This is a genomic window from Natrinema saccharevitans (genome assembly GCF_001953745.1).
In the GTDB taxonomy this organism is placed as follows: domain Archaea; phylum Halobacteriota; class Halobacteria; order Halobacteriales; family Natrialbaceae; genus Natrinema; species Natrinema saccharevitans.
Window position 1 is genome coordinate 23,397 of sequence record NZ_LWLN01000003.1, and the last position, 21,291, is coordinate 44,687.

The following is a 21,291-nucleotide window of genomic DNA, read 5'->3' on the forward strand; positions in this document are numbered from 1 at the left end:
TCATGAGCCAACCACAACCAGCCGAGACTCCGGACCAGGAGACCGACGACACGAACAGCGGTACGGGCACTCAAACCGAACTCGTTCAGTATCAGGAGATCCAAGCCGAGGACGAGACCGACGTTGGGACGGCCCTCGAGAATCTCCAGCAGCAGAGCTACGAGCAAAGTGAACGCAAGTCCCAAGCCGAACACGAGGCGTTCATCCGGAAGATCATCACTGAGGCTCGATGGTCCCTTTCGGGGAAAGGCGACTACCCCGCGGATGATCTGCTCCACGCGCTCCACTGGACGATCAAACGCGACCCGAACCTCACGGAGATCCTGTCGCCGGCCTACGACGGTGACTACATCACCAGCACGACGAAGGCCCGCTTTTTTGATCACGACGCCGTACGGGCCGAGGGCCGGTCACCGCCAAGCCTCGAACGCGAACTCGAGGTCCTGACCGAGATCGCGAAGGAACTCAACTACCTGAACGCGCTGACCGACCCCTCGAACTACGCGCCGGTCTACCTCGAGAAACTCGACCCCGAGGAGGTCCCCCACGCGCCGGACGTCGACGAGATCGTACCGATCGGCCGCCGGCGCGTTTCGAAAGACGACCCGGCCGAGATCAAGGACAAAGCGGTCGAGATTCCCCACGACGACTGCGACCATATCCTCGCGATCGCGAAGCCGCGCGAGGGCAAGGACTCGACGCTCACCTCTATCGGAATGAACCTTTGGCGACAGCACGGCTACAAGTACATCTCGTTGCACGACGACGGCCGGATGGAAACGCCCATGCTGTCGATCCCCAACGACGAGCAGGCGATCAGGGACAACCTCGAGCGATTCAACCAGCAGCCCCGAGCGATGGATACGACGGTCTACGTTCCCCGGATGGAGGGCACGCCAGAGGTGCTGCCGGCGAACTTCGAGACGTTCACCCTCGGGATCGACATGCTGACGCCGAAGGACATCCTCCGACTCGCCGGCGTCACCGACTCGGATCCGTCCCTCGAGTTACGGATCAAAGAGGCCCTCGAGATCACGCTCGATCGCTCCCGGCAGGTCGACGAACTCGTTAACCTGCTGTTCGACTTCGCGGAAGGCCTCGAGGCAACGATCGAGTGGACCGAGGTGCAGGACAAACACAAGAGCGACGGGTCGGTCGAAACGCGGGAGACGTCGTTCTCGCTGGCCGCCGACAAGGCCGTCGAGAAGGCCGCCCAGCGGCTTGCCCGTCTCGCCGGCGAGGGCTTCATCGCCTCACCCGACGCCGCGACGAACCTCGACTTTCAGGAGATGCTGGCTGACAAGGAGACGGCGGCGGTGCTGTGCTGTAACTTCATCGATGCCAGCGAGGGGTTCAAGTACACGATTATGGACCTCTGGCTCCAGAAGATCATGGCCGCTCGAGACGAGTGGCCGCGTCTTCCGCGGGTCTGTCTCGAGGTCCGCGAATTGAAGAACGTCGCCCCCTCGCAGATCCAACACGCCCGCTACAAGGACCAGATTCGGGCGCTGCAACAGACGTTCCGGATCATCGCCACGCAGGGTGGCTCCCGGCGGGTCCTCCTGCTGGGGTCGACCCAGAAGTTCAACGACGTCCTCCGACCGGTGCGGAACAATATGGACACGAAGATCCTCCTACGGCAGGGGCAGGAACAGGTCCGCGAACTCGACAAGAAGTTCGATTTCACTCCGGACCAGTTCAGCCAACTACGGACGTTCGAGACCGGCGACGGGATGATCTACGCCGACGGGGAGCCGTTCTGGCCGATCGAGTGGCGCGGCGCGCCGTGTGGCCTCGGTCTCGGCGATCAGGTCTGGCGAGACCGCTACGGGAAGGCATGGGGCGCTCGAGTGCGAGAGACGGCTGACCCGCCGTGGTCGACGAAGAACACGCCGCCGTGGTGGGTCGACGTTCTCACCGGCGATGCACTCGCCGAGGGGAAACCCGCCGTCGGTGGGTGGTACCTGCGGCCCGAGGACTTCCCCGCGCCGGTCGCGTCGATCGACGACCCGGAGACCGCGGCCGACGCAGTCACTGACCGGCTGGTCGAGTGGGCGCTGCAACAGCGCCGCGAGTACCCCGTCCCGTCGACGCTGACGCTCGAGCCGCTGGCCGGCGACGAACGCCAGCAGGACATCACGCTCGAGCAGATCGGTCGCGAGACCACCTACGAGGATATCGCAAAGCGCCACGACGTGCCCCGGTCGATCACGCCGTGGCTCCGGAAGGCGGCAAGCACTCGGCAGCGATATATCACCGTCTGCGAACTCGTCGACGAACACGAGTTCACGAGCTACCCCGAACTCCACGAGGCGCTGAATATCGACGAGTGGACGCTGGGGACGTTCCGAAACCACGCGTCGGACGACGACCGGCTCGGGCCGTGTCTCGACAAGAACGACGACCACGAGTACGTCCTGACGCCAGTCGGGAAACGCGTCCTCGAGATCGACTGGGGCGCTGTCGAGCAGGGCCTCGAGGAGGTCGATGCGTGATGGACGACGAATGGATCGAACTCTTTGAGGGGCCGCTTTCGGAGTACGCTGACAGCGCCTCGAGCAACGGCCGCGTCCGGATCCCGTGGACCGAACTCTCGGAGGCGCACCCGGATTTAGCCGAATCGGTCCTCAGCGATCCGGAGACGACGTTGAAGGTCGCGAGTAATGCCCTCGGTCGGGTCGGACCCGTTCGAACCACTGTCCGGGTGTACGACCTTCCCGACCACCGGACATACCGTGTCGGCAAGTACGGCTCGTCGATGCTCGGAAACCTCATCGGTGTTCGAGGGACAGTCGTCGATGTCAACCGGGTGAAGCCGTGCGCTCGAGAGGCCGCCTTCGAGTGTCACTTATGCGGGACGCTGACCCGGGTGCCACAGTCTGGCGGCGATCTCATTGAACCCGGCCAGTGCCAGGGCTGCGAGCAAGATGGCGGTATGCGACTCAATTTAGCCCAGTCGGAGGTCATCGACTACCAGCGAATCATTCTCGAGCGGGCGAACTCCTCGATGGACGATCCGCCGGTCGAGATCGTTCATCTGTGGAAGGACCTCTGCGAGACGCTCAGTCCTGGTGACACCGTGACGGTCGTCGGGATCTACGATATTCTTCCCAACCAAGACAAAGCGGTTCTCGAGACCTACCTCGATGCCGTCTCGATTAACAACAGCAAGCAGCCGGCGACCGTCGACGAAATGGCCGACTGGCAGGTCAAGAAGTGGACCTTCGAGACCGCCGACGAGCTGTGTACGGCGGGCTCGGACTACGACTGCTCGAAACGCGAGATCGTCGAAACCGTCGCGGATGAACACGGCGTTGCCGAAGGCGAGATCACCGCGGCGCTCGAGGACCTCGACGATCAAAGTGTCGTCTCCGAACGTCGTGGTGGCCGCATTCACATCACTACATCCTCCCCTCCTACGTTCGAGCCTGCAGAGTAGATCGTAACAGGATCGGACCGACCCACCTATTACACTCGAATGCCCTCGCCGGAGCGTCTCCCGTACGTTTTCGGACGGCTGTAACACCCACACCAGCGTACCACCCGCGGGCCGGTGTAGGCGCGTATCCATCTAGGGTCCTCTCCATACAATTACGATAGGAGGGTACTACCGACACCTCGGCGTCCGGTGGGGTGTGGGTAGGGAGTAGAGGAATGGAGATGATAGTCGATAGTAGCGCGAGTTCCAGATTCAGAATCCTGCCTGAGAATGGATCGTGATCACTACACGTACGAACTCAACACTGCCCGGATTTGTGAACGGGATGCCATCAGCCAGTATTAGAACTCTTCCGGTGGCAATTCGCCTAACTTTTTCCGATGTGTATCTCTAAGAGCTTTTCGCCCCAAGTATACACAATTGATATTATACTGCTTTCGTTGTTCAAGGTTTTCTCTCCATTGACTATGGTTGGTTTTTTCAGTTTCACTTCGTGTGAATATCTCCGCGCCTAAGCACCATGATTTCTGAAAAAGATGAGGGTCATTAGAGGGATCTTCTTCAAATCCAGCGAATTGATATTCAATATCTATATCTGGCACCTGCCTTGATGTGATCTCATCAGAATGTGACCTTGGCATATTTCCTTCAAAAACGGATGATGATGTGTCCAATTTTCCATCAACCGAATCAGGAATGTTCGAGGTCTCGTAATTTTCCAAGGCTACAACATCATCAGCCCACATTTCGGCAACACTCATCCACTCCTCAGAAAAATCAATAATATCTCGTTTGTTGTTTTGGTAAAAGAAATCAATCTCTTGCTTCTTATTATCTGGGATTTCCTCTCCCAATTTTTTGATTTGATATTCAAAATCGGGGCTGCTGATGTTATACATCTCAATTCTATTCTCTAATTGCTCCAATTTCACCCTTATTTGTTTGAATATACTATAGATTCCGGATTTTCCAGTAATACGGCGATAAGAGTAATCGAGCATGTAAACTACAAATGCCCCTAGAATACTAGCTAGTATACCTTCTAAAAGTTGAACTTCTATTAATTTCATATGGCCCGGTGTGAGGACAGACTTTGGAAGCCCGTTTTACGCTTAGAAGAAGGTCCTGGAAGTAATTAGTAATGGGGGTCGGTCTTTCGATATGTAGACTGGACACCCATGTTCTGACTCTGAATGTATGTTCTGTATTCAGTTTCTATTTCTTGATAAAAGGTATGAAGATTGCGCTCCGCAACGTTACATCGTTCGCCTGTACTTACCTGAGTTTCGCACCGAAATATGGTTAAAAATAGTAGTGCCAACTACTGACAGCTAGCAGTATCGAATAGCAACCGACGAGCGCCTTTCTCGAGTCCACCATGCCACCAAACGACCATGATCGCGAGCGCCAGCACAGCTCACCGCGCGAGCAAATCGATGCTCTCGCCGAACAGTACGGCGTCGACGTCGACGACCTCTTGATCCAGAGCCGTCGCCGCGACCCGATGTACAAGGGCACCGACGCCGATCACGCGAAAGCCGAGTGGTTCGCCCGGCTCTGGCAGAAAGCTGTCGAGCAGCGAGAGAGCGACCGCATCCACGTCCGCGGCGTCCACTACACGGTCTACATGTCCGATCTCGAGGTCGAGCCACCGACGGACTGTTCGTGGGACACCTACGATAACACGCAGAAGTGCTACGACTATCTCGAGGAGTGTGCCGTCCTCGCGCGGATCCTCGGCTACATCCCGCTCGATGGGATCATCGACAAGCGCGCGGACACGCGAACGGTCACCGAGTACGGCGACCACACTGTCCGGCCTGACCCCGAGGGGCTGCCCGCGCCGACAGGGGTTTCGACGCCCCAGATTCCCCATCCCGAGGCGCGTGCGGAGTTCGTCTTCGATCCCGCCGAGACCGACTACTCCGAGTGGGTCGCCGACCGCGTCGCCGATCGGGCCCGCGAGGAACTGTCGTTCGACGAGGCCCGCCAGTCGCCGTATCACATCGAACTGTGGTCGGAGAAGACGCTGCCCGATTACATCCGCGGCGAGGGTGGGCTCGCAGCCGAGTACGGCTGTAACGTCGTCGTGGAAGGCGAGGGCGACCTCTCGCTGACCGTCGCGAACGAGCTGGCCCAGCGGATCGAGGCCGCCGGCAAGCCCGCAGTGATCCTGTATCTCTCTGACTACGACCCCGTCGGTTATTCGATGCCGGCCAATATGGCGGGCAAACTCGCGTGGCTCAACCAGCGCGGCGATCTCGAGCAACGCGTCGTGATCGAACGGCTCGCGGTCACGAAAGACCAAATCGAGGCCCTCGAGTTGCCCCGCAAGCCGATCGAGGAGAGTTCGGCGACCGGCACCGGCGGCGTCGCGTACAACCGTCGAATCACCGAGTGGGAGCAACAACACGGCGCGGGCGCGACCGAGTTGAACGCCCTCGAGCAGCATCCCGACGAGTTCCGCCGGATCGTTCGCGAGGCCCTCGAACGCTACACCGACCCGGATCTCGAGGCGAAGAACGAACGGCAGGGCGATCAGTGGGAGGACGACGTCCAGGCGCGCATCGAGCAGCGGCTTCGCGAGGCCGGCGTCGACGATGATCTCGAGGACCTCGAGGCGTGGGTCGCGGACTTCAACGAGGCCTACGCGGAGGTCGCGGACGTGTTCGAGCGCCTGCGGGGCATGATGGATGACGAGTCGGCGATCGGGGCGTGGGAGGCGATGGTTCAAGAGTTGCTCGGCGAGGTCGAGTACCCCGTCGCGACGGTCCCCGACGGCGAGGCCGCCCTGCCCGAGGATCCGATCTACGACTCGAGTCGCTCCTACGCTGAAAACAAGGCCCGGATCGACCGGTATCGGGCGTCTGAATAGCCGTCTGTCGGCGAAACGGGGTAGATGATACACGGACCAGAACGTACCATGGAGAGCCATACCTGTACCGAGTGCAACGACCAGTTCGAGACGCGAGACAACTATCTCGCGCGGAATAGCGTCTGTCCCGACTGTTTCGAATTCCCGGACGTTAACTACGACGAGACGCCGGATACCGAGTACACCGTCTACCTCGCGGCGTCGGTTTCGGCCGGGATGCACGGAGCCTTTCACGCGGCCTATTTCCGTGTCGCTGCCCGCTCGACGGCCGATGCTCGTTTTTTCGTGCGCGCGTACCAGCGCCTCGACGATACGGTCAACGACCCGAAGCTCGGCGAGATCGCGTTCGACGGCGAGGAGGTCGTGCTGACCCGTCCCGGGGCGGCCCCGACGACGGTCCGGGTGATGGAACTCCCGTTGGTCGAACGCCACGACGGCTACGCGGTGACGAAACTTGGGACACGCAACGGAGACGACTACGAGGACCAACTCGATTTCGGACCGAACACGCGCGACAAGCTTCCTGACCCCGGCATGAGCTACAAAGATGTACTCGTTCACGCGACCGACGAACAGATCGACCACAAACTCGAGGAAAACGTCCCCGAGGACCACCTGTGCTATTGGACGGTCAACGGGACGCCCCAGCAGACCCGCTTCGGCCAGCGGATCTGGTTCGAGCAAGACGGCCGCCTCGTCGCCTGCGGCCAGGTTCACAGCACCGAGACCGGCCGGATCTGGTTCTCGCCGCTGTGGGAAGTCGACCTCGAGTGTCCGACGGAAGTCCCCAATCAGGGCTTCAAGTACGTCGACTCGATCGAGAGCGACGAGCGGACGCCGGAGCGAGCGAGGGCCTAACCCATGTCAGACCCAGCATTCGCATTCCGAGTCGACGAGGACGCCCGTTCGTGGGCGCTGTATCGCCAGACCAACACGCAGGAACGACCTGTGACCGCTCGTACCCGCGCCCGAACGCTGTGGTTCGGCTTGGACCGCGAGGAGGGCAACGGCAAGCGGGAGCCCGTCCGGGACGACTTTCTCGACGCCGTCGGGGCGGCGTTCCTCCGCGGACCGCAGGGCCGCGACTGGACGCTCGAGCCGATCTTCGAGGCGCTGACGTGGTACGAACAGGAGTGCATCGACGAACTTCGCGAGCTGCGCAACGAGGCCATGACGAATCGCCGGCCCGACGCGGACGGTCGGTCGATGCCGGACGAGGCGTGGGATCTCGTCTCGGTGGCTCGGTCTCACTTCACGCTGTCCGATTCGCGGGCGTTCAAGCCCGGCGAGGGCGGGAGTCACGATCGCCGTGGCGAGCATCCCGACGACACGGGGCTCGATCAGTTCTGAGATGTTCGACCTCTTGGACCCGATCGTCGTCGAACCCGACAAGACGGCCGCCCGTATCCGCGAGTACGCCCGCGCGAATCCGGACCTTCGCGACGATCAGTACGACGGTCGCGAGGGGACCGTCGACGGCCTCTGCTATCCGCTCGCCGAATCCTATTACCATGCCCGCGGTGGGCAGGCGTCGGGCCTCGAGATCTACTGTCTCTCGTGGGCGGATGTCCGGCCCGTCGACGGCGGCACCCACTGGTATCTGCGCGACCCCGACCGCGGTGTCTGGATCGATCTCGGCCTCAAGGCGGCGGCCGACGGGACGCATATCCCGTACGCGGAGGGGCGGTCGCGGGCGTTCATGACCGGATACGAGCCGTCGCAGCGGGCCCGGCGAATCCTGACCGACCTTAGAATCGGGGTGAGCGAGTCGTGAGCCGTCGTCTCTCGTCGTTTACCGGCTTCCTCGTCGCCTACCTCACGGCGGGCGTCGTCCAATCAACACTGATCGGAGGCGCGTCGGTAGACGCGCTTTCGCGGACACTCACGGACCCATTGTATCCAGTGGTGTGGCCGTTGTTCGTGATAGAGCCGACGTTTTGGGCGTACACTGCGGTCGCCATTCTCTCCGGCCTCGGTGTACTCGCTACCCTCGAGCGATCACGGCTCCCGATTACGGTCCCACGTCGGCTGCCGACGCCGTCGGTTCGACACAGCGCCGAGGGTATCGTGGCGCTGCTCGTCACGGAGGTCGTTGCCCGATTTACGACGGCTGCCGCGTTCGTCGCACACCTCCATATCTGGCCGCCTCATCGTGGCGAACCCGACCTGTCCGTCTCGTTCTATCAGGACGCGATAGCGTTTTTCGACGGCTACACCGAAGGGCTTCCATATCTCGTGTGGGCCGGGGATCTTCTTCCCGAAGTCAGCGCGCTCCCCTCTGGCGGACCAAACCACAACCACGTCCTCCGCGGGATCGGTGAGATTCAGTTCTTCGACGGCGTCGGTTTCGCGATTGTCGTCGGCTACGGACTTGCTCTGGTGCTGTCCTACGCCGGTGTGCGACTCGTCTCGAGGTGGATCCAAGCCCGCCGTAGCGGGGTCCAGCGAGGTGCTGCCGATGTGTGACCGTATACTCGAGGGCACGGTTACGTCGCTCTACGGGCCCGACCACGCGCAACGGGACCACCTCCGACCGATCGTTCGGACGCTGGCCGACGGCAAGCACGTCGCGATCGTCGCCGACGACGACCACGGCCCCGAGGGCCTGCTCGAGATCGCCCGCTCGATGCTCGCGCTGCGGGGGATCGGCCGGACGCACCCGCCCCCGACGCTCGTGATTTCTGACCCGCCGTTTGCCTGCGGCGACACGGTTCGCGTGCCCGTCGATGAGACGACGCTCGCGAACCTGTACGTCCAGGCCGGCGACGTGACCGTCCTCGAATCGACCGACTGACCGAACACCGATCACAGACCCATGAAACGACCCAACCCTACCACCGTCGCGAATCGAATCGGCCGTATCGCCCTCGCAACCATCCTCGCTGGCCTTCTCAGCGTCGTCGCAACCGTCCCGGGAGAGGTGCGAAGCGGGACGTTCGCGGACCTGTCCGACCCGATCGACGTGTATACCACAGTTCTCATGGAGTTCATGATGTACACGATCTTTGCCGCACTTCTCGTCCCGATCATCCTATGCATCCTCTGGGGCCTGTCGCGGTGGTTCTCCCGGACTCGCGTCTGGCAGGCGATCCTCGCCGGAGCCGTTCTCCTCGCGATCGGCGTCTCGATCGAACACTGGGGCACGCACCTCGAGTTCGGTATGTCGCTGGTTGGCTCGCTCACCTACATCGGCGCTGTGCTGGCACCAATCGCACTCGTCGAGGCGCTGTTCGCGTGGGATATCGCCGCCGAAACCTCCCTCGAGGAGTTCGTGACGGCCTCGGGCGGAACGATCGCAGTCGTAATGGCGCTCGTCCTGGTCGCCGCGACGGTCTCGACCGGCGCGCTCGCGGTCGCGGATACGGCCGGTGTATCGCTTGCCAACGACGAGTCCCCGTTCGGCTCCGAGTCGCTCTCCGAATCGGAACTCGAGTCGGAGTACAGCCACTACATGGCCGTCGGGTCCGCCGATGAGATCACGTGCGAACCGGCGACCGTCGAACGGAAGAACGTCTCGGCAGCGGCAGTGACCCACGAGAACAACCTCAGCGCGTTCGAGATCAACGCGACGGCCGTCGACTGGGGGATCGATTCGGCCATTGTCTACGAGTTCCATTACACTGGCGACGGGACGGTTCAAACCCAGCGCGACGGGATTGTCGAGAACGGAACGGTCACCGTCCACGGGATGTGGGACACTTCGGTCACCGACAACAGCTACGAGGTAACCGCGATCGATGGGACAGCCCCTACCGGCGACGCAGCGATGATCGACGGGACCTACCTCGAGTTCGATGTCGTGAACGAGGATGGCAAGGTCGTCCGCTACACCGGAACGCTGTGTGACGACGGTCTCGAATCGGCGTAGGCGGATGTACGGCGAGCCCTCGCTGTTCGAGCTGGTAGTCGCTTCGATCATCCTCGCGGGGACCGCCCGCACCTACCTCGAGCGTGACGAGGAGGATCCCGCCGACGAGGCCCGCCGGCTGTACCAGGAGGGGCTGATCGACGAACTCGAGTTCGAGCGCCGGATCGGTGAGGCCGTCGACGACGAGTTCGAAAAGATTCGGCTCGTCGTGGAAGATATCAACGGCGTCGGGCCGAAGACGAGCAAGGCGATCGCCCGCGAGTACACGACGATCGAGGACCTCCGCGGGACCGACCGGGAGCGACTCGAGGACGTCTACGGCGTTGGCGAGGAAACGGCCGATGCTGTCCTTGAGCGGGTTCGCTGAGAAGTCCGTAACCAAGACCGTGCGCTAAATCACAACACCAGTACCATCGCAATCTCGTACGTGATATAGAGGAGGATAAGGACAATGAGAGCGCGGACGATATAGCCCACGAGGTTGTCTGGTTGCTCACTGTAAATGTCTGCTAATCCAGGTCCGGCTTGTGCACTGGCCCCTACTCCGCCACCAGCCGGTGGCATGCCCTGAAAGATATCATCGCCAAACATTCGCTCCATCTCTCGATCTTGCTGATCGATCATAGCCTCCATGTGGCTATAGTCGTCGAACCGGTTCGTGATCTGGCTTACGTACGACGCTGAACAGTTGCATGCGTCTGCGATCTCCTGGTTTGTTGCGTCCGGATTTTGGTACCACGTTACTAGGATATCCCGCTGGAGGTCCGTTTTCTCCGACTTCCCCTTGGGCATATTTCACTGATTTTAGTTGCAATTGATAAGAAGATTATGGCGAGATCGTCTCGAGATCGTGGTGGACTCGTAGGCCAGATATTACATGTTCTCGTGGATCCAATCAGATATATCGTCGCTAAGTCCATACCAAGCGGCTGGACCAGACAATTTTGTCACTAAAAGTTCATCGTTATAATCCGTATCCTCAATCAGGTCGTCTCTGACATCTGACGCACTCTTATTGGTTTGCACAATCCATGTCGCATTGAGACACTTTGCGTACGCTGGATATGACTTAATCGCCTCGTGGAGTTCTTCATAATCTTGACCAGGAGCGTTCAGCCGATATGTGACCATATATGAGTTCATAAATCGATCTTAGCACGCTAGGCATATAACACGTTCCCAACCAGTGTGAAAGTGAAACTAGTCCCGGATCTCGTCGATCGATTTGGCCGTCTTTTCGGCCTGGATATCGCTGTAGGCCTTGTGCGTGGTTTCGATCGATTCGTGCCGCAGTGCCTTCTGTGCGACCTCGGAATAGCCCTTTTCGTACAACTCACCACCGAGCGCCCGTCGCGCGCCGTGGGGCTCGAGATACGGCTCGTCCTTCTCGCTGTCGACCTCGATACCGGCCTCGTTGGTGAGGTCTTTCATCGTCTCGCGGCTACCTTCTTTGGTGATCGACGGCGGGACGATCTCGCGTTCGCGAAGAATCGAATCGATGTCGCTGCCCGTTTCGGGGCGTTCGCCAGTCGCCGTTTCGACGGCATCGTACTTGCTCGGCGCGTGGTCTGTCGGGAACAGCGGCCACTCGTCGGTCGGTGGCTCCTGTACTCGCTTAAGCCGCTCGAGGGCGGCGTGTGCGGCTTCAGTGAGCCCGACGGTCTCGTACTCTCGTGACTTCCCGAAGACAACGACGTGGCCGCGGTCGAGGTCGACGTCGTCCCACCGAAGGCCGTCGCGTTCCTTGTCGTCGCTGTCGCGAAAGAGTTCGGCCCCACGGAGGCCGAGTTCCGCGAGCAGCACGACGATGGTCCGGTCGCGATAGGCTCGCTCGAGGGGAACGTCGATCACCTCGTCACGGGCCATGCGGACCCGTTCGTCGGCGTACTCAAGGAGTCGTTCCCGCTGCTCGGGTTCCCAGAACTGGGTCTCGCCGGTCGGTTTGTCTTCGGGCAGGAACTCCTCGGCACGTTCGGTGGCCGCCGGGTTCGTATCCAGTAGTTCGTCGCGAACGCAAAACGAGAGGAACGCCCGGACATAGGCGAAGTACGTATTCGCCGTCGAGCCGGCGATCTGCCCGTCGATGAAGTCCTCGCGCAACTCGAGCCCGTACTCCCGACAGTCGCCCGAGTCGAGATCGGCGACCGTGTCGATGCCCTCGTCCTCACAGAACGCGGCGAAGTCTTCGAGGACGGGTTTCATCGTGGCGCGGCTGCCGCCGGCCTCGAGTTTCTTCTCGAGGTAGCGGTCGACTGTCTCTTGGACGGTTGGAGAGGTGAGGTCAGCGTCTCGAGGACGGGCGTCAGTGTCACCACTCATGTTCCTCTAAATCATCGAGCGTGATTCTATCGAGTATTTCTTGAACGTCCTCGTTATCCGAAGACTCCGGCGCATAGCCTGCGCTCTTGAGGTGGTCGTATTTCGGATAGCAAGATCTGCACAGGGGAACAGAAACGGACGTGATCGGCGTCCAGTTCCTCGTTTCGCGTAAGTACTGCTCCCAGTCCACTGGAAGCGTCGGCGTCAAATAGACTCTCTCATCACCACATACCGCACAGTTACGTGAATTATCGTCTCGATCGGACGAATCCCCCGAATTTCTCTCAGACATGATCCTCACTGTGGGGTACAGCCTCGACCCTAGTAAAACCACTTGGTCAAACTGGTATTTAGACAAGTAACTCAAATGGGCCCTAATACTGTCGTTCGCGGGACTCTCAGTTACTCGAGACGGTAAAATCCCTATGTGTATATCGTATGGCGCTATATCAACTGCGGCCGCAGACTCGCCACTCGACTCGAGCAGTGAGTCGGCCGAAAACAAGCGTCTCGAGACCGAACGGGACAAGTCGGGCTATTCGACAGCGCCCGGCTCTTGTTTTCGCCGAGCCTGTCGCACGTTCTTATTCACCGCCTGTCGTGATTTGTCGCGCACGTCCGCCCAGTCGGCTTGGCTATACCCGCGGACCTCGGTCGCGTAGTAGTCGATCGCCTCAGACGCCGAGAGACCACGCTCAAGGAGGTCGCGCACGTCGTCAAAGGCATCCGTCTCGTCAGTATCGCTCATTGGCGTCGCCTTCATGCTGTCACCCTATTAGCCTACTCCTCTCCGAGTCGTGTCCGCACCGCGTCGCGTCGGGGCGCGGCGGCGTACTCGTCGAACGTCTCGCGGAGGTGTGTGCGTGCGGCCTCGAGCGAGTCGAACACTTCGCTGCCGCCGTAGGTTCTGACCGTCGGGAACGGTTCCCCTTCGCCCGTCGGTTCGACCAGTTCTTTCTGTGCGCGCTGACGTTTGACGACGTACTTCGCGGCGGGCTCGCCGTACTCGGCCGGCTGGTAGGGCATGATCTTGACCGACGTAACGACCGACTCGCCTACCTCAAGGTCGTCGGGATCGGCCTCGACATCGAAGGTGAGGTACTCGCGACCGTCCCGTGGATCATACCAGATTACACCGGGCGCGTCGCGGGCCGCATACCGGACGTGGGCGTAGTGCGTGCGTTCGTCGAGTTGCTGGCCGATCTCGATCCCGTCGGCCGGCTGGCCGGCCGCCACACCGCCGTCGGCGGCGATCGCCGCGTCGGCCTCCTCGCTGTCCGTATCCTCGTCGTCCTCGATAGGGTCGAAGAAGACGCCATACGATCCGCTCGCGAACTCCGTGCCAGCGTTCTCGAATCCGTATTCGGCCGCGAGGCGCTCGAGTCGGCTGATAACTTCTTCCTTTCCTTCGGGAACGACCGGTTCAATCCACGCGAGCAGCTCGCCCTCGTTGCCACCGTCGCCGGCACACTCGACGCCGTCGGCCTCGGTGAGCGCCGCCAGAAACTCAGTTTCGTCGTCCTCGTCGTCCGCGTCGGGCTCGTCTTCGTCGGCGTTGTCGTCCTCATCGGTCTCGACTGCCGCAACGACCTCGATTTCATCGACTTCGCCCTTCCGGGTCGAGCCGGCAGCGAGGTAGACGCGGCCACTGTTGACGTTGACGATGAGGTTCTTCATGGCGCTCGTCTTCTTCGCGTCGTCGCTGAACTCAACGCCGATGTAATCGTTGTCCTCGTTAACGTAGGCGACCTCGAGCGCGTTCTTGTACTGCGGAACGCGGATGATGTCGCCTTCGTTCAGTTCCGAAACGACCGTCGCGGCTTGGGTTGGGTAGTCCGTCATTGTCCTTCTACATGTAAACCATAGGTTGCATATATAATAAAGGTATTGGTTTTGGTCAACCATTAGTTTACAGTATGGGCTGTAGTTATTCAGTGCGTGAAGGGTATTACCAACAGTGGTAAAATAGGCCGTTCAAACCCATCTCAGACTGTTCGGTATAGAACGTCGGGGCGGACCGAGGTCTTTAGGGTGCCGTACACACATCAGTATTCTTGCCTGCGGGCGGCCCCCGTCGGGCTTAGGCACTTGACGGGGTGTTCGTAGGCGACTACACCCATGTCTACCGAACTACTGCTGCAGGCGATCGCAGTTGTGTTGCTCGCGGCAAGGCTGTTGCTCGAGCTAACCGCTCGACGGCGTCGTGAGTAGGGCGTTAGAACACTAACGCCCCCGTCGGGCTTAGGCACTCAACAATCAGAACAGACTCCGTGATTAGTCTTCCGACAGTACTCCACTTTCACTTCGGTACGGGAACCCTTACCCGCGACCGTCACGCACACTGTCATATGGCTGCCGACTCCGAAGACCGCCGTGTCACGCAACGCGCGAACTACCTCGCTCGCGCAACCGACCTCCGCAAGAGCGAAGCAAGAGCCGTCGCGTGGAGCGAGCGCGGCTATGCCAACTCCACGATCGGGCGGAAACTCGACACCAGTAAGTCCACCGCGAAGGGGTGGCTCGAGCGCGCCATGGCACAGTACGGCCTCGAGATCGCCGAAGTCCTCCCGCCGGCCCAACTCGAGCCGCCGCTGTCCGAACCCTCCTACGAGCCCGTCGACGAGACGTATCTGGACGAACTGCAAAGCCGGGCCGACAAACAGCGGTGGGCTGAGTGCGTCGAACGCAACGCCGACTCGCTGCCCGCCGAGTGGGTCGCGGACGTGATGGAGCGCCTCGAGCAAGAAGGCTACGTGTCGGTCGGTGACTGATTCTACCGTCGGTCAGAACGCTTCTCGCGTGCCGAGCCACTCCGACTCGAAGCCGAGCCCGCAGTCGGCGTGATAGATCGCCAGATTCGCTTCGAGGTCAGTCACGAGGTAGTGGTCGATCACGTCCCGCAACGCCCCAGCGCGCTCGTCGTCGCCGTCGGACAGGGCCGCGAGATACGCCGGGCCGAGTTCCTCCCCAAAGCGCGTGTTGGTCACCGGCTGGCCGTCCCACTCGGTGACGGGTTCGGGGAAGTCGTAACTCGCGAGGCACTCCTCGAGCTTGGGCCACTTGTCGCCCGTGCGGTCACAGACGGCTTTCCGGTCGGCGAAGATGTCGATATGAGGCTCGAGGGCGGCGTCGGCGACGACGGGGTCGGCGTCCAGTAGCGACAGGCGATCGGCCAGAAACTCGAGGTCGAAGTCCTGGCCGTGATAGGAGACCAACGCGTCGGCCCCGCAGTTCTCGACGAACGCCAGCGCGTCGGTGATCGTCGCGGCCTCGTCGTCCGGGCCGGCCCGATGGAACGGTTCGTACTGGAGTGTCGCATCGGCGCGGTCGTAGACACCGATCCCGACCGAGACCGTTTCGCCCTTGCTGGCCTTGTAGTGGGTCGTTTCGATGTCGAGCGTCGCAAGCGTCTCGTAGCCGGGATCGTCGCGGTCGTATCGCATAGCTGGATTGTCACGCCGCGCTAGGAAAAGCGTGTCGGGGACAGGCGGCCCCCGAATCAGTCCACGGACCTCGAGCCGCCGGTTAGTAGTTCGATACGTCGGTTTCGATCTCGTAGTCAGTGACGGTCTGGGGTTCGCCGTCGAGATACGTCGCGTCGAATTTCCACACACGGCCAGCCGAAAGATCGGACGTGTTATCGATCCCTTCGCCGACTTGGGCTCCATCCTCGTCGAGGAAATACACGCTCACTTCGACATACGACAGTTCCTCCCCGGAGACGTTTTCGAGGCTGCCGGACACGCCGGCATCGTACTGACTGTTTTGATACCACTCGTGGTCGAGTAGTTCAACGGGATCGCCGCCACTCGAGTCGGTATCGCCGCCGTCGGAGGTGCCGGTGTCGCCGCCGTCCCCGCCGTCGTCGGTGTCGTTGGTCGATCCTTCTTCGCGGTCGTCGCCGTTGCCGTCGTCGGTTTCGGAGGCACAGCCCGCCAGCCCGAGTGCCAGCGCCGTCCCACCAGTCGCCAATAGTTTCCGCCGATACATATCCACGCAGTGGAGTGTCTGTTACATAAGCATGTCGTGTACTGTCTGTGGGTCCGATTCGCCCGGTTTCGAAGCCCTCACCTAGCCGAGCCGCCCGTCTGTCGGGATAGCACTTATCCGTATAATTCACATATCCAATAGTATAGGATTCGGGCGACTCGTCCCCACGAGCCCGCCGGAATCGACAGCCTATGAGTCACGCACAACAGCCGCCGACCGAGGACGTATCGACGCGCCAGCGCGACCCGCTGGCCGCCTGCGGGGCCGGCGAGGTCCTGCGGTGTGAACATCCCGAGACGGGGTGGGTGTGGTACTACGCCCGCGAACACGGCGTCGTTCGCAAATACCACGCCTACCACGGGTTCGATCCCCAGATCGTCTCGCGGACCGAGATGGCCGAGACCGTCGGCCGCGAGGGTGTGGTTTCGCGGGCCGTCGGGGAGGGGCAGCTAGATGTACTGCGGGGGCGAGCATGAGTGAATCCGAGACCGAACGCGAGTGGCCCGACTACAGCCCGCTTCGAGAGGTTGTGATCGACGCGGACGGGATGCTGGCACTCGACTTCCCCGCTCGAGTCGGTGCGCGGCCGTTCGTGACCTACGAGGACGGCACATGGCGCGGTGTGAGTGTCGGGCCGTTCGATTCGACCGACGATGGCGAGACGGTCATGACGACGACCGATCTTGACGTAGATGGGCAGACGGTCCGCGAGTGGCTCGAAGATGCGCGTATCGTCCAACTCCGATCGGTCCAAGACACGCCACTCGAGGGCTACGACGACTGGGTGTACCGTGGGGTCGGGGAACCGGGCGAACCGGTCGAATCGGCCAGCGAGTACGACCCCATCGAGATTTCCGACCGCCAGCGGGAGCGGTTCGAATCGGTCCGCGAGGAGTGGACCGACGACCACCTGCCGGCCCCGAGCGACGACCAAGTACTGAAGGGGTTGCTCGACACGAAAGAAGCGGCCGCCGAGGGCTACTACGACGACGGTGATTCGCCATGACCGACTACCCCGACCCGGCCGGCGTCGACGTTCGCCGCGGCGAGATTGACGCGGGCGGCACGACCCACGACGGGTGGGTTGCGGCCTTCGACGGGACCGAAGCGGTCGGTATCAGTCGCGAGGACGCATTAAAACGACTCGTCACGGCCGTCGCACAGGAGGGGCAGCTATGACCAACGACGAGACACTCCAAGAGCTACAGGACACGCTCGACGAAATCAAGGACCGCTGGCAACGCGGCGAGACCATGGAGCTACCCGGCCCGATCGAACGGGCGCGGTCGCTGGCCGCCGATCTCGAGGGTGGCGACGACGACCACGACCGCGAGGACTGCATTCGCGGGACCGTCATGGTCGAAGACTGCTACCCGCGCGAGGAACTCCACGAGCGGGCGCTGGACGACGCCGCCAGCGGTCTCGCGGAGTTTGGCGTCACACCCGCCGAGGCGTCGATCCGGTGGGCGATGGTCGAGGACGGCGTGTTGCACTACAAGGTCGAACACGAGGCCATTCCGCCGATCGACTACGGGCGGCCGATCCCCGACGGTGACTCGCCATGACCACCCCACTCGGCGCGACCGACGCCGTCGTGCGGGCCGACTGCGAGGCGTGTCCGTGGACTCACGAACGGGCGCTCACGGCCGGCGACGACCTCTCGGCCGAGGACAACCAGGAGATCGCCGCTCGACTCGCCCGGGCCCACGAACACCGCTGTCCCGAGAGTGGCGAGGAGTGGGCCGCAACCGTCGCCGTCGACGTGGCGATCGACGCGACCGGAGGTGAGCCCGATGCCCGGTGAGACGTGCTCGACCTGTGGCCTCGAGAAGATCGGTGGGCGCTGTCTGACCCGCTGGTGTGCGGATCGGCACTCATCGGTCGATCGGATCCTCGGGGGTGACGACTAAGATGTCCCCGAACAACAACCGAAGAAGCCGCGCTGTGGCGACGAGCCTCTTCGCAAGTCGCGATGCACCGACCGACGCCCTCGAGCAGTGGGTCGACGGCCTACCGCGAGACCACAACGTCGAGATTCGGAACGAAACCCACCGGATCGTCGATTCGGGGCAGCAGCTTGGCTGGGCCGAACCGATCCTCGAGCCGATCGGCCCCGCGTCGCCGGCCGGCCACCGGAGTGGAACCTGTTTCGAGGTCGAGAGTACCGAAATGCGCGAGGCGTGTGTTGAGTCAATCGGTGCGTATCTCGAGACCGACGCCGTCGTTCACGAGGTTCGCCACCAGCGAAACGCCTACCACACGGATCTGGTGTATGCCGATATCGACCCCGATGCACTCGAGCGACGAACGCGTGCCTTCGGCAGCGAGGAGCCGTTACACGATCCGCTCCAGCGGTTCAAGACGTGGTGGTACATCTACGAACACGGCCCGAAGCCAAAGCCCGAGGCGGTCGAGAACGGTCTCTATAGCGACGCGCGGAAGAACCGGAAACACATCACGTGGCTGTTGAACAACGGCTATCTCGCGCTCTCGGCGACCGACTGTCTGACCGCAGTAATGCCGCCGTCGATCGCCAACCTCCATGCCGTCGAGTTGAAGCGCCGCGATTGGGAAACCGCCCTCGAGCAAGCCGCTCGAGCGCGGCGCTGCGAGGCGAAGGCAAAGCCGTTCGCCTTGCCGACCTACCAGTACGATCGGTGGGGCTACGCCGACTACGCGTGGGTCGCCCTGGATGCGGGGGCGATCGGCCCGGCTCTCGAGCACGCCGACCGGTTCCGCGAGGAGGGTGTCGGATTGCTCGCGATCGCCGAAGGCGGGACGGTCGTCTCACATATCGACGCCGAGCATCGGCCCCGGGGCCGGTACACCCGTGACCGCGCCTACGTCGAAAGTGAGGTGTGGGATCGGATCGACGCGGCCGAGTGCGTTCAAGCGTCCGAGGATGGGTCCGACGGCGAAGGGGCACAAGCGACGCTTGGGCTCGTCACGGACGGCAGCGGAGGTGAGTCGTAGTGTCGACGCAACCCAGCGCCCGCAACGACTCCGCAGCGGACGGCCCCGAGCGCGTGACCGTCCGGCTGTACGGCGACGACCAGACGACGCTCGAGGCGCTCGTCGACGGGCCGTTCGAAAACCAGTCCGAAGCGATCCGCGAAGGGCTGCGACAGCTCGCCGCCGCGGAACTCGAGGACGGTGATCCCGATGGGTGACGACGAGTCGGTCCCGACGCCGGCCGAAAGCGAACTGACGGGCACCCTCGAGACGGTCGCCGAGACCGAGACGGCCTACTGCCGGCTGTGTGACGAGCCCGTTATCAGCAGTGCAGACGACTGGGGCGAGGTCCTCGAGGCGCTGGCCGAACACGGCATCGAGGACCACGACCTGCCCGAGGACGAGCCCTGGACGAACGAGATGCTGGCCGCGGAGCGTGATCCCGATGGGTGACCTGCAACTTCGCGACGAGACGACTACCCACGATCGGGGCGGGATGACGCGGAAACTCGTCTACAACGTACCCGCGCCGTGGCTGCTCCACGGGCTGTTCCGAACCGGGGCCTACGTCTCTCACCACAGAGGCCGAGCGACCATCGACGTGGCCCTCGAGCATAATGGCGGCTACGCAAGCGGGTTGCTCGTCCCGACCGACGGCGTCCCGGCCGGCGAGTGGTCGTTCGAGGAGTACTTCTCCGGCGGCCCGACGCGCCCCTTCGACAAGGCGGCGATCACCTTCCGCCCCGATATCCACGACGTCGACGCGGTCGTCCCCGCAGTCGATCGGGCCGCCGAGTGGGCCGCCGAGATTCGAGGTGAGAGACAGTGACCGATCCTGACCAAACGCAGATCGATCCGTTCCGCGAGTTGAACCGCTACGACGATCGCACCGAAGACTGGCGCTCGAGTACCGTCTACGAGTCGCCACGCCGGACGGTCGCCAACGGCTGGGCGAAGTTCCACGCCGACCGCGGCTGTGGGTCAGACCGCGTGTACTACGTCGAGGGCAGCGGCTCGGTCGCCTCGAGCGACACGTACGACTACGATCTTCGGTGTTGGTCGTGTGGCTACCGCGTCGACGAGGACGCGGTGCTGTTCGTCGGTGGTGAGTGGTTCCGGGAATACGGCTGGCGACACTTCGGCCGGCCGGTAGACGACCTTTCGATCCCGGCCGACCGCGTCCTCGATCTCGGTCCCGATCCCGACCAGAACGAGCTGATCCGTGCGTTGAATCTGACTCGGATCGAGCGGAAGGCGAGTGTCTTCGGGCTGAGCTTCGGCAACGAATCGTACGACGACTGCGAGGACTGTGGTCAGGAGACGTTTCTGCTCTTCGACGGACGGTGTCGGATGTGCTACGACGGTGAGTGGACCGACCGGATGCAACAGACGCTCGACGCCGCCGAGCGATCCATCCGAGAACGAAACGGGTCGTTCGTCCACCGGCTCGAGGACCAGATCGACCCGCTGTCGATCAAGGGTCGGGCCTTCGAGGACAAAATCCTCTGGCGACGACACGACGCTGAGCCCGTCCCGAAGCTGGTCGAAGTCACGCAGTGTCTTACCGACGACTCGGACGGCCACTGGGAGTACGTCCTGACGGACATGGCGCATACCCGCGAGTGGCGGTATCACGAGGACGACCTCGCCGACTGTTTCTGGGACACCGGCCTCTACAACGGCGACCACGACGACCGGATTCGGGACGTGTGGGAGCGAGTTCGTGACGACTGAACCACTACGTTTCGGATCCCAACGCAGTTCGATTGGTCAGCGGGACCACCCAACGGACTAAGGACGACTAAGCGAATCGGCCGGTTCTCTGGGGGCTATAGACCGTCTCGCGAG

28 protein-coding genes are annotated in these 21,291 nt (G+C 62.1%); 21 read left to right on the top strand and 7 right to left on the bottom strand.

What is annotated here, in order from left to right:
- Positions 1-2: 2 nt before the first annotated feature.
- Together A6E15_RS19650 and A6E15_RS19655 are read left to right on the top strand one after the other, a co-directional pair.
- The gene (locus A6E15_RS19650) at positions 3-2,495 is read left to right on the top strand and encodes a hypothetical protein (RefSeq protein WP_076148810.1); all 2,493 of its coding nucleotides are present in this window, start codon (positions 3-5) and stop codon (positions 2,493-2,495) included.
- On the top strand, positions 2,495-3,439 hold the full coding sequence (locus tag A6E15_RS19655; RefSeq protein ID WP_076148811.1) for a minichromosome maintenance protein MCM: 945 nt from the start codon (positions 2,495-2,497) through the stop codon (positions 3,437-3,439). The genes A6E15_RS19650 and A6E15_RS19655 overlap by 1 nt, the downstream gene beginning before the upstream one ends.
- 341 nt (positions 3,440-3,780) lie before the next feature.
- Here A6E15_RS19655 and A6E15_RS20645 read toward each other — a convergent pair whose 3' ends face one another.
- Positions 3,781-4,509, bottom strand: coding sequence for a hypothetical protein (locus tag A6E15_RS20645; RefSeq protein ID WP_139326662.1), 729 nt, complete (start codon positions 4,507-4,509; stop codon positions 3,781-3,783).
- A gap of 308 nt (positions 4,510-4,817) precedes the next feature.
- On the opposite strand from A6E15_RS20645, the gene A6E15_RS19660 reads away from it, so the two are divergent.
- The 8 genes from A6E15_RS19660 to A6E15_RS19695 are packed head-to-tail and all read left to right on the top strand — an operon-like array spanning position 4,818 to position 10,549.
- Positions 4,818-6,314 carry a hypothetical protein gene (locus A6E15_RS19660; RefSeq protein WP_076148812.1) on the top strand — a complete coding sequence of 499 codons (1,497 nt, stop codon included), beginning with the start codon at positions 4,818-4,820 and terminating at the stop codon, positions 6,312-6,314.
- A gap of 48 nt (positions 6,315-6,362) precedes the next feature.
- Complete coding sequence (locus A6E15_RS19665) at positions 6,363-7,172, top strand: hypothetical protein (RefSeq protein ID WP_076148813.1); 810 nt, start codon at positions 6,363-6,365, stop codon at positions 7,170-7,172.
- 3 nt (positions 7,173-7,175) lie between these two features.
- The gene (locus A6E15_RS19670; protein ID WP_076148814.1) at positions 7,176-7,664 is read left to right on the top strand and encodes a hypothetical protein; all 489 of its coding nucleotides are present in this window, start codon (positions 7,176-7,178) and stop codon (positions 7,662-7,664) included.
- A 1-nt stretch (position 7,665) separates the two neighbouring features.
- Entirely contained in the window at positions 7,666-8,088 is a 423-nt protein-coding gene (locus A6E15_RS19675; RefSeq protein WP_076148815.1) for a hypothetical protein, read from the top strand.
- Positions 8,085-8,780 carry a hypothetical protein gene (locus A6E15_RS19680; RefSeq protein WP_076148816.1) on the top strand — a complete coding sequence of 232 codons (696 nt, stop codon included), beginning with the start codon at positions 8,085-8,087 and terminating at the stop codon, positions 8,778-8,780. The genes A6E15_RS19675 and A6E15_RS19680 overlap by 4 nt, the downstream gene beginning before the upstream one ends.
- Positions 8,773-9,108, top strand: a complete 336-nt coding sequence (locus A6E15_RS19685) for a DUF7526 family protein (protein ID WP_076148817.1) — start codon at positions 8,773-8,775, stop codon at positions 9,106-9,108. Before A6E15_RS19680 ends, A6E15_RS19685 begins: the two co-directional genes overlap by 8 nt.
- Positions 9,109-9,129: 21 nt before the next feature.
- Complete coding sequence (locus A6E15_RS19690; protein WP_076148818.1) at positions 9,130-10,182, top strand: hypothetical protein; 1,053 nt, start codon at positions 9,130-9,132, stop codon at positions 10,180-10,182.
- A gap of 4 nt (positions 10,183-10,186) precedes the next feature.
- Positions 10,187-10,549: a helix-hairpin-helix domain-containing protein gene (locus A6E15_RS19695; protein ID WP_076148819.1), complete on the top strand. Its 363-nt coding sequence runs from the start codon at positions 10,187-10,189 to the stop codon at positions 10,547-10,549.
- 29 nt (positions 10,550-10,578) lie between these two features.
- Here the strand turns inward: A6E15_RS19695 and A6E15_RS19700 are convergent, their stop codons facing one another.
- From A6E15_RS19700 to A6E15_RS19720, 4 genes are all read right to left on the bottom strand, one after another.
- Positions 10,579-10,974 (bottom strand): winged helix-turn-helix domain-containing protein, encoded by a 396-nt coding sequence (locus A6E15_RS19700; RefSeq protein WP_076148820.1) that lies wholly within the window; start codon positions 10,972-10,974, stop codon positions 10,579-10,581.
- Between the two features lie 408 nt (positions 10,975-11,382).
- Complete coding sequence (locus A6E15_RS19710) at positions 11,383-12,501, bottom strand: tyrosine-type recombinase/integrase (protein WP_076148822.1); 1,119 nt, start codon at positions 12,499-12,501, stop codon at positions 11,383-11,385.
- A 535-nt stretch (positions 12,502-13,036) separates the two neighbouring features.
- Positions 13,037-13,249, bottom strand: a complete 213-nt coding sequence (locus A6E15_RS19715; RefSeq protein ID WP_139326663.1) for a hypothetical protein — start codon at positions 13,247-13,249, stop codon at positions 13,037-13,039.
- Positions 13,250-13,281: 32 nt separating this feature from the next.
- On the bottom strand, positions 13,282-14,343 hold the full coding sequence (locus A6E15_RS19720) for a hypothetical protein (RefSeq protein ID WP_076148824.1): 1,062 nt from the start codon (positions 14,341-14,343) through the stop codon (positions 13,282-13,284).
- A gap of 506 nt (positions 14,344-14,849) precedes the next feature.
- On the opposite strand from A6E15_RS19720, the gene A6E15_RS19725 reads away from it, so the two are divergent.
- Positions 14,850-15,272 carry a hypothetical protein gene (locus A6E15_RS19725; RefSeq protein WP_076148825.1) on the top strand — a complete coding sequence of 141 codons (423 nt, stop codon included), beginning with the start codon at positions 14,850-14,852 and terminating at the stop codon, positions 15,270-15,272.
- A gap of 12 nt (positions 15,273-15,284) precedes the next feature.
- Here A6E15_RS19725 and A6E15_RS19730 read toward each other — a convergent pair whose 3' ends face one another.
- Positions 15,285-15,944 (bottom strand): ribonuclease H-like domain-containing protein, encoded by a 660-nt coding sequence (locus A6E15_RS19730; protein WP_076148826.1) that lies wholly within the window; start codon positions 15,942-15,944, stop codon positions 15,285-15,287.
- An 82-nt stretch (positions 15,945-16,026) separates the two neighbouring features.
- Positions 16,027-16,491, bottom strand: coding sequence for an FxLYD domain-containing protein (locus A6E15_RS19735; protein ID WP_076148827.1), 465 nt, complete (start codon positions 16,489-16,491; stop codon positions 16,027-16,029).
- A 191-nt stretch (positions 16,492-16,682) separates the two neighbouring features.
- Here A6E15_RS19735 and A6E15_RS19740 point away from each other — a divergent pair, with 191 nt between their 5' ends.
- The 10 genes from A6E15_RS19740 to A6E15_RS21620 all read left to right on the top strand — a co-directional run bounded on the left by A6E15_RS19740 (position 16,683) and on the right by A6E15_RS21620 (position 21,177).
- Positions 16,683-16,967 (top strand): hypothetical protein, encoded by a 285-nt coding sequence (locus A6E15_RS19740; protein WP_076148828.1) that lies wholly within the window; start codon positions 16,683-16,685, stop codon positions 16,965-16,967.
- Positions 16,964-17,497: a hypothetical protein gene (locus tag A6E15_RS19745; protein WP_076148829.1), complete on the top strand. Its 534-nt coding sequence runs from the start codon at positions 16,964-16,966 to the stop codon at positions 17,495-17,497. Before A6E15_RS19740 ends, A6E15_RS19745 begins: the two co-directional genes overlap by 4 nt.
- Positions 17,494-17,670: a hypothetical protein gene (locus tag A6E15_RS21185; protein ID WP_175607308.1), complete on the top strand. Its 177-nt coding sequence runs from the start codon at positions 17,494-17,496 to the stop codon at positions 17,668-17,670. Before A6E15_RS19745 ends, A6E15_RS21185 begins: the two co-directional genes overlap by 4 nt.
- The gene (locus tag A6E15_RS19750; RefSeq protein ID WP_076148830.1) at positions 17,667-18,056 is read left to right on the top strand and encodes a hypothetical protein; all 390 of its coding nucleotides are present in this window, start codon (positions 17,667-17,669) and stop codon (positions 18,054-18,056) included. The genes A6E15_RS21185 and A6E15_RS19750 overlap by 4 nt, the downstream gene beginning before the upstream one ends.
- On the top strand, positions 18,053-18,295 hold the full coding sequence (locus tag A6E15_RS19755; RefSeq protein ID WP_076148831.1) for a hypothetical protein: 243 nt from the start codon (positions 18,053-18,055) through the stop codon (positions 18,293-18,295). The genes A6E15_RS19750 and A6E15_RS19755 overlap by 4 nt, the downstream gene beginning before the upstream one ends.
- Before the next feature lie 140 nt (positions 18,296-18,435).
- Positions 18,436-19,464 carry a hypothetical protein gene (locus A6E15_RS19760; protein WP_076148832.1) on the top strand — a complete coding sequence of 343 codons (1,029 nt, stop codon included), beginning with the start codon at positions 18,436-18,438 and terminating at the stop codon, positions 19,462-19,464.
- Complete coding sequence (locus A6E15_RS19765) at positions 19,464-19,661, top strand: ribbon-helix-helix domain-containing protein (RefSeq protein ID WP_076148833.1); 198 nt, start codon at positions 19,464-19,466, stop codon at positions 19,659-19,661. The genes A6E15_RS19760 and A6E15_RS19765 overlap by 1 nt, the downstream gene beginning before the upstream one ends.
- On the top strand, positions 19,654-19,896 hold the full coding sequence (locus A6E15_RS19770) for a hypothetical protein (RefSeq protein WP_076148834.1): 243 nt from the start codon (positions 19,654-19,656) through the stop codon (positions 19,894-19,896). The genes A6E15_RS19765 and A6E15_RS19770 overlap by 8 nt, the downstream gene beginning before the upstream one ends.
- Entirely contained in the window at positions 19,889-20,272 is a 384-nt protein-coding gene (locus tag A6E15_RS19775) for a hypothetical protein (RefSeq protein WP_076148835.1), read from the top strand. The genes A6E15_RS19770 and A6E15_RS19775 overlap by 8 nt, the downstream gene beginning before the upstream one ends.
- Entirely contained in the window at positions 20,269-21,177 is a 909-nt protein-coding gene (locus A6E15_RS21620) for a hypothetical protein (RefSeq protein ID WP_245800698.1), read from the top strand. Before A6E15_RS19775 ends, A6E15_RS21620 begins: the two co-directional genes overlap by 4 nt.
- Positions 21,178-21,291 lie beyond the last annotated feature (114 nt).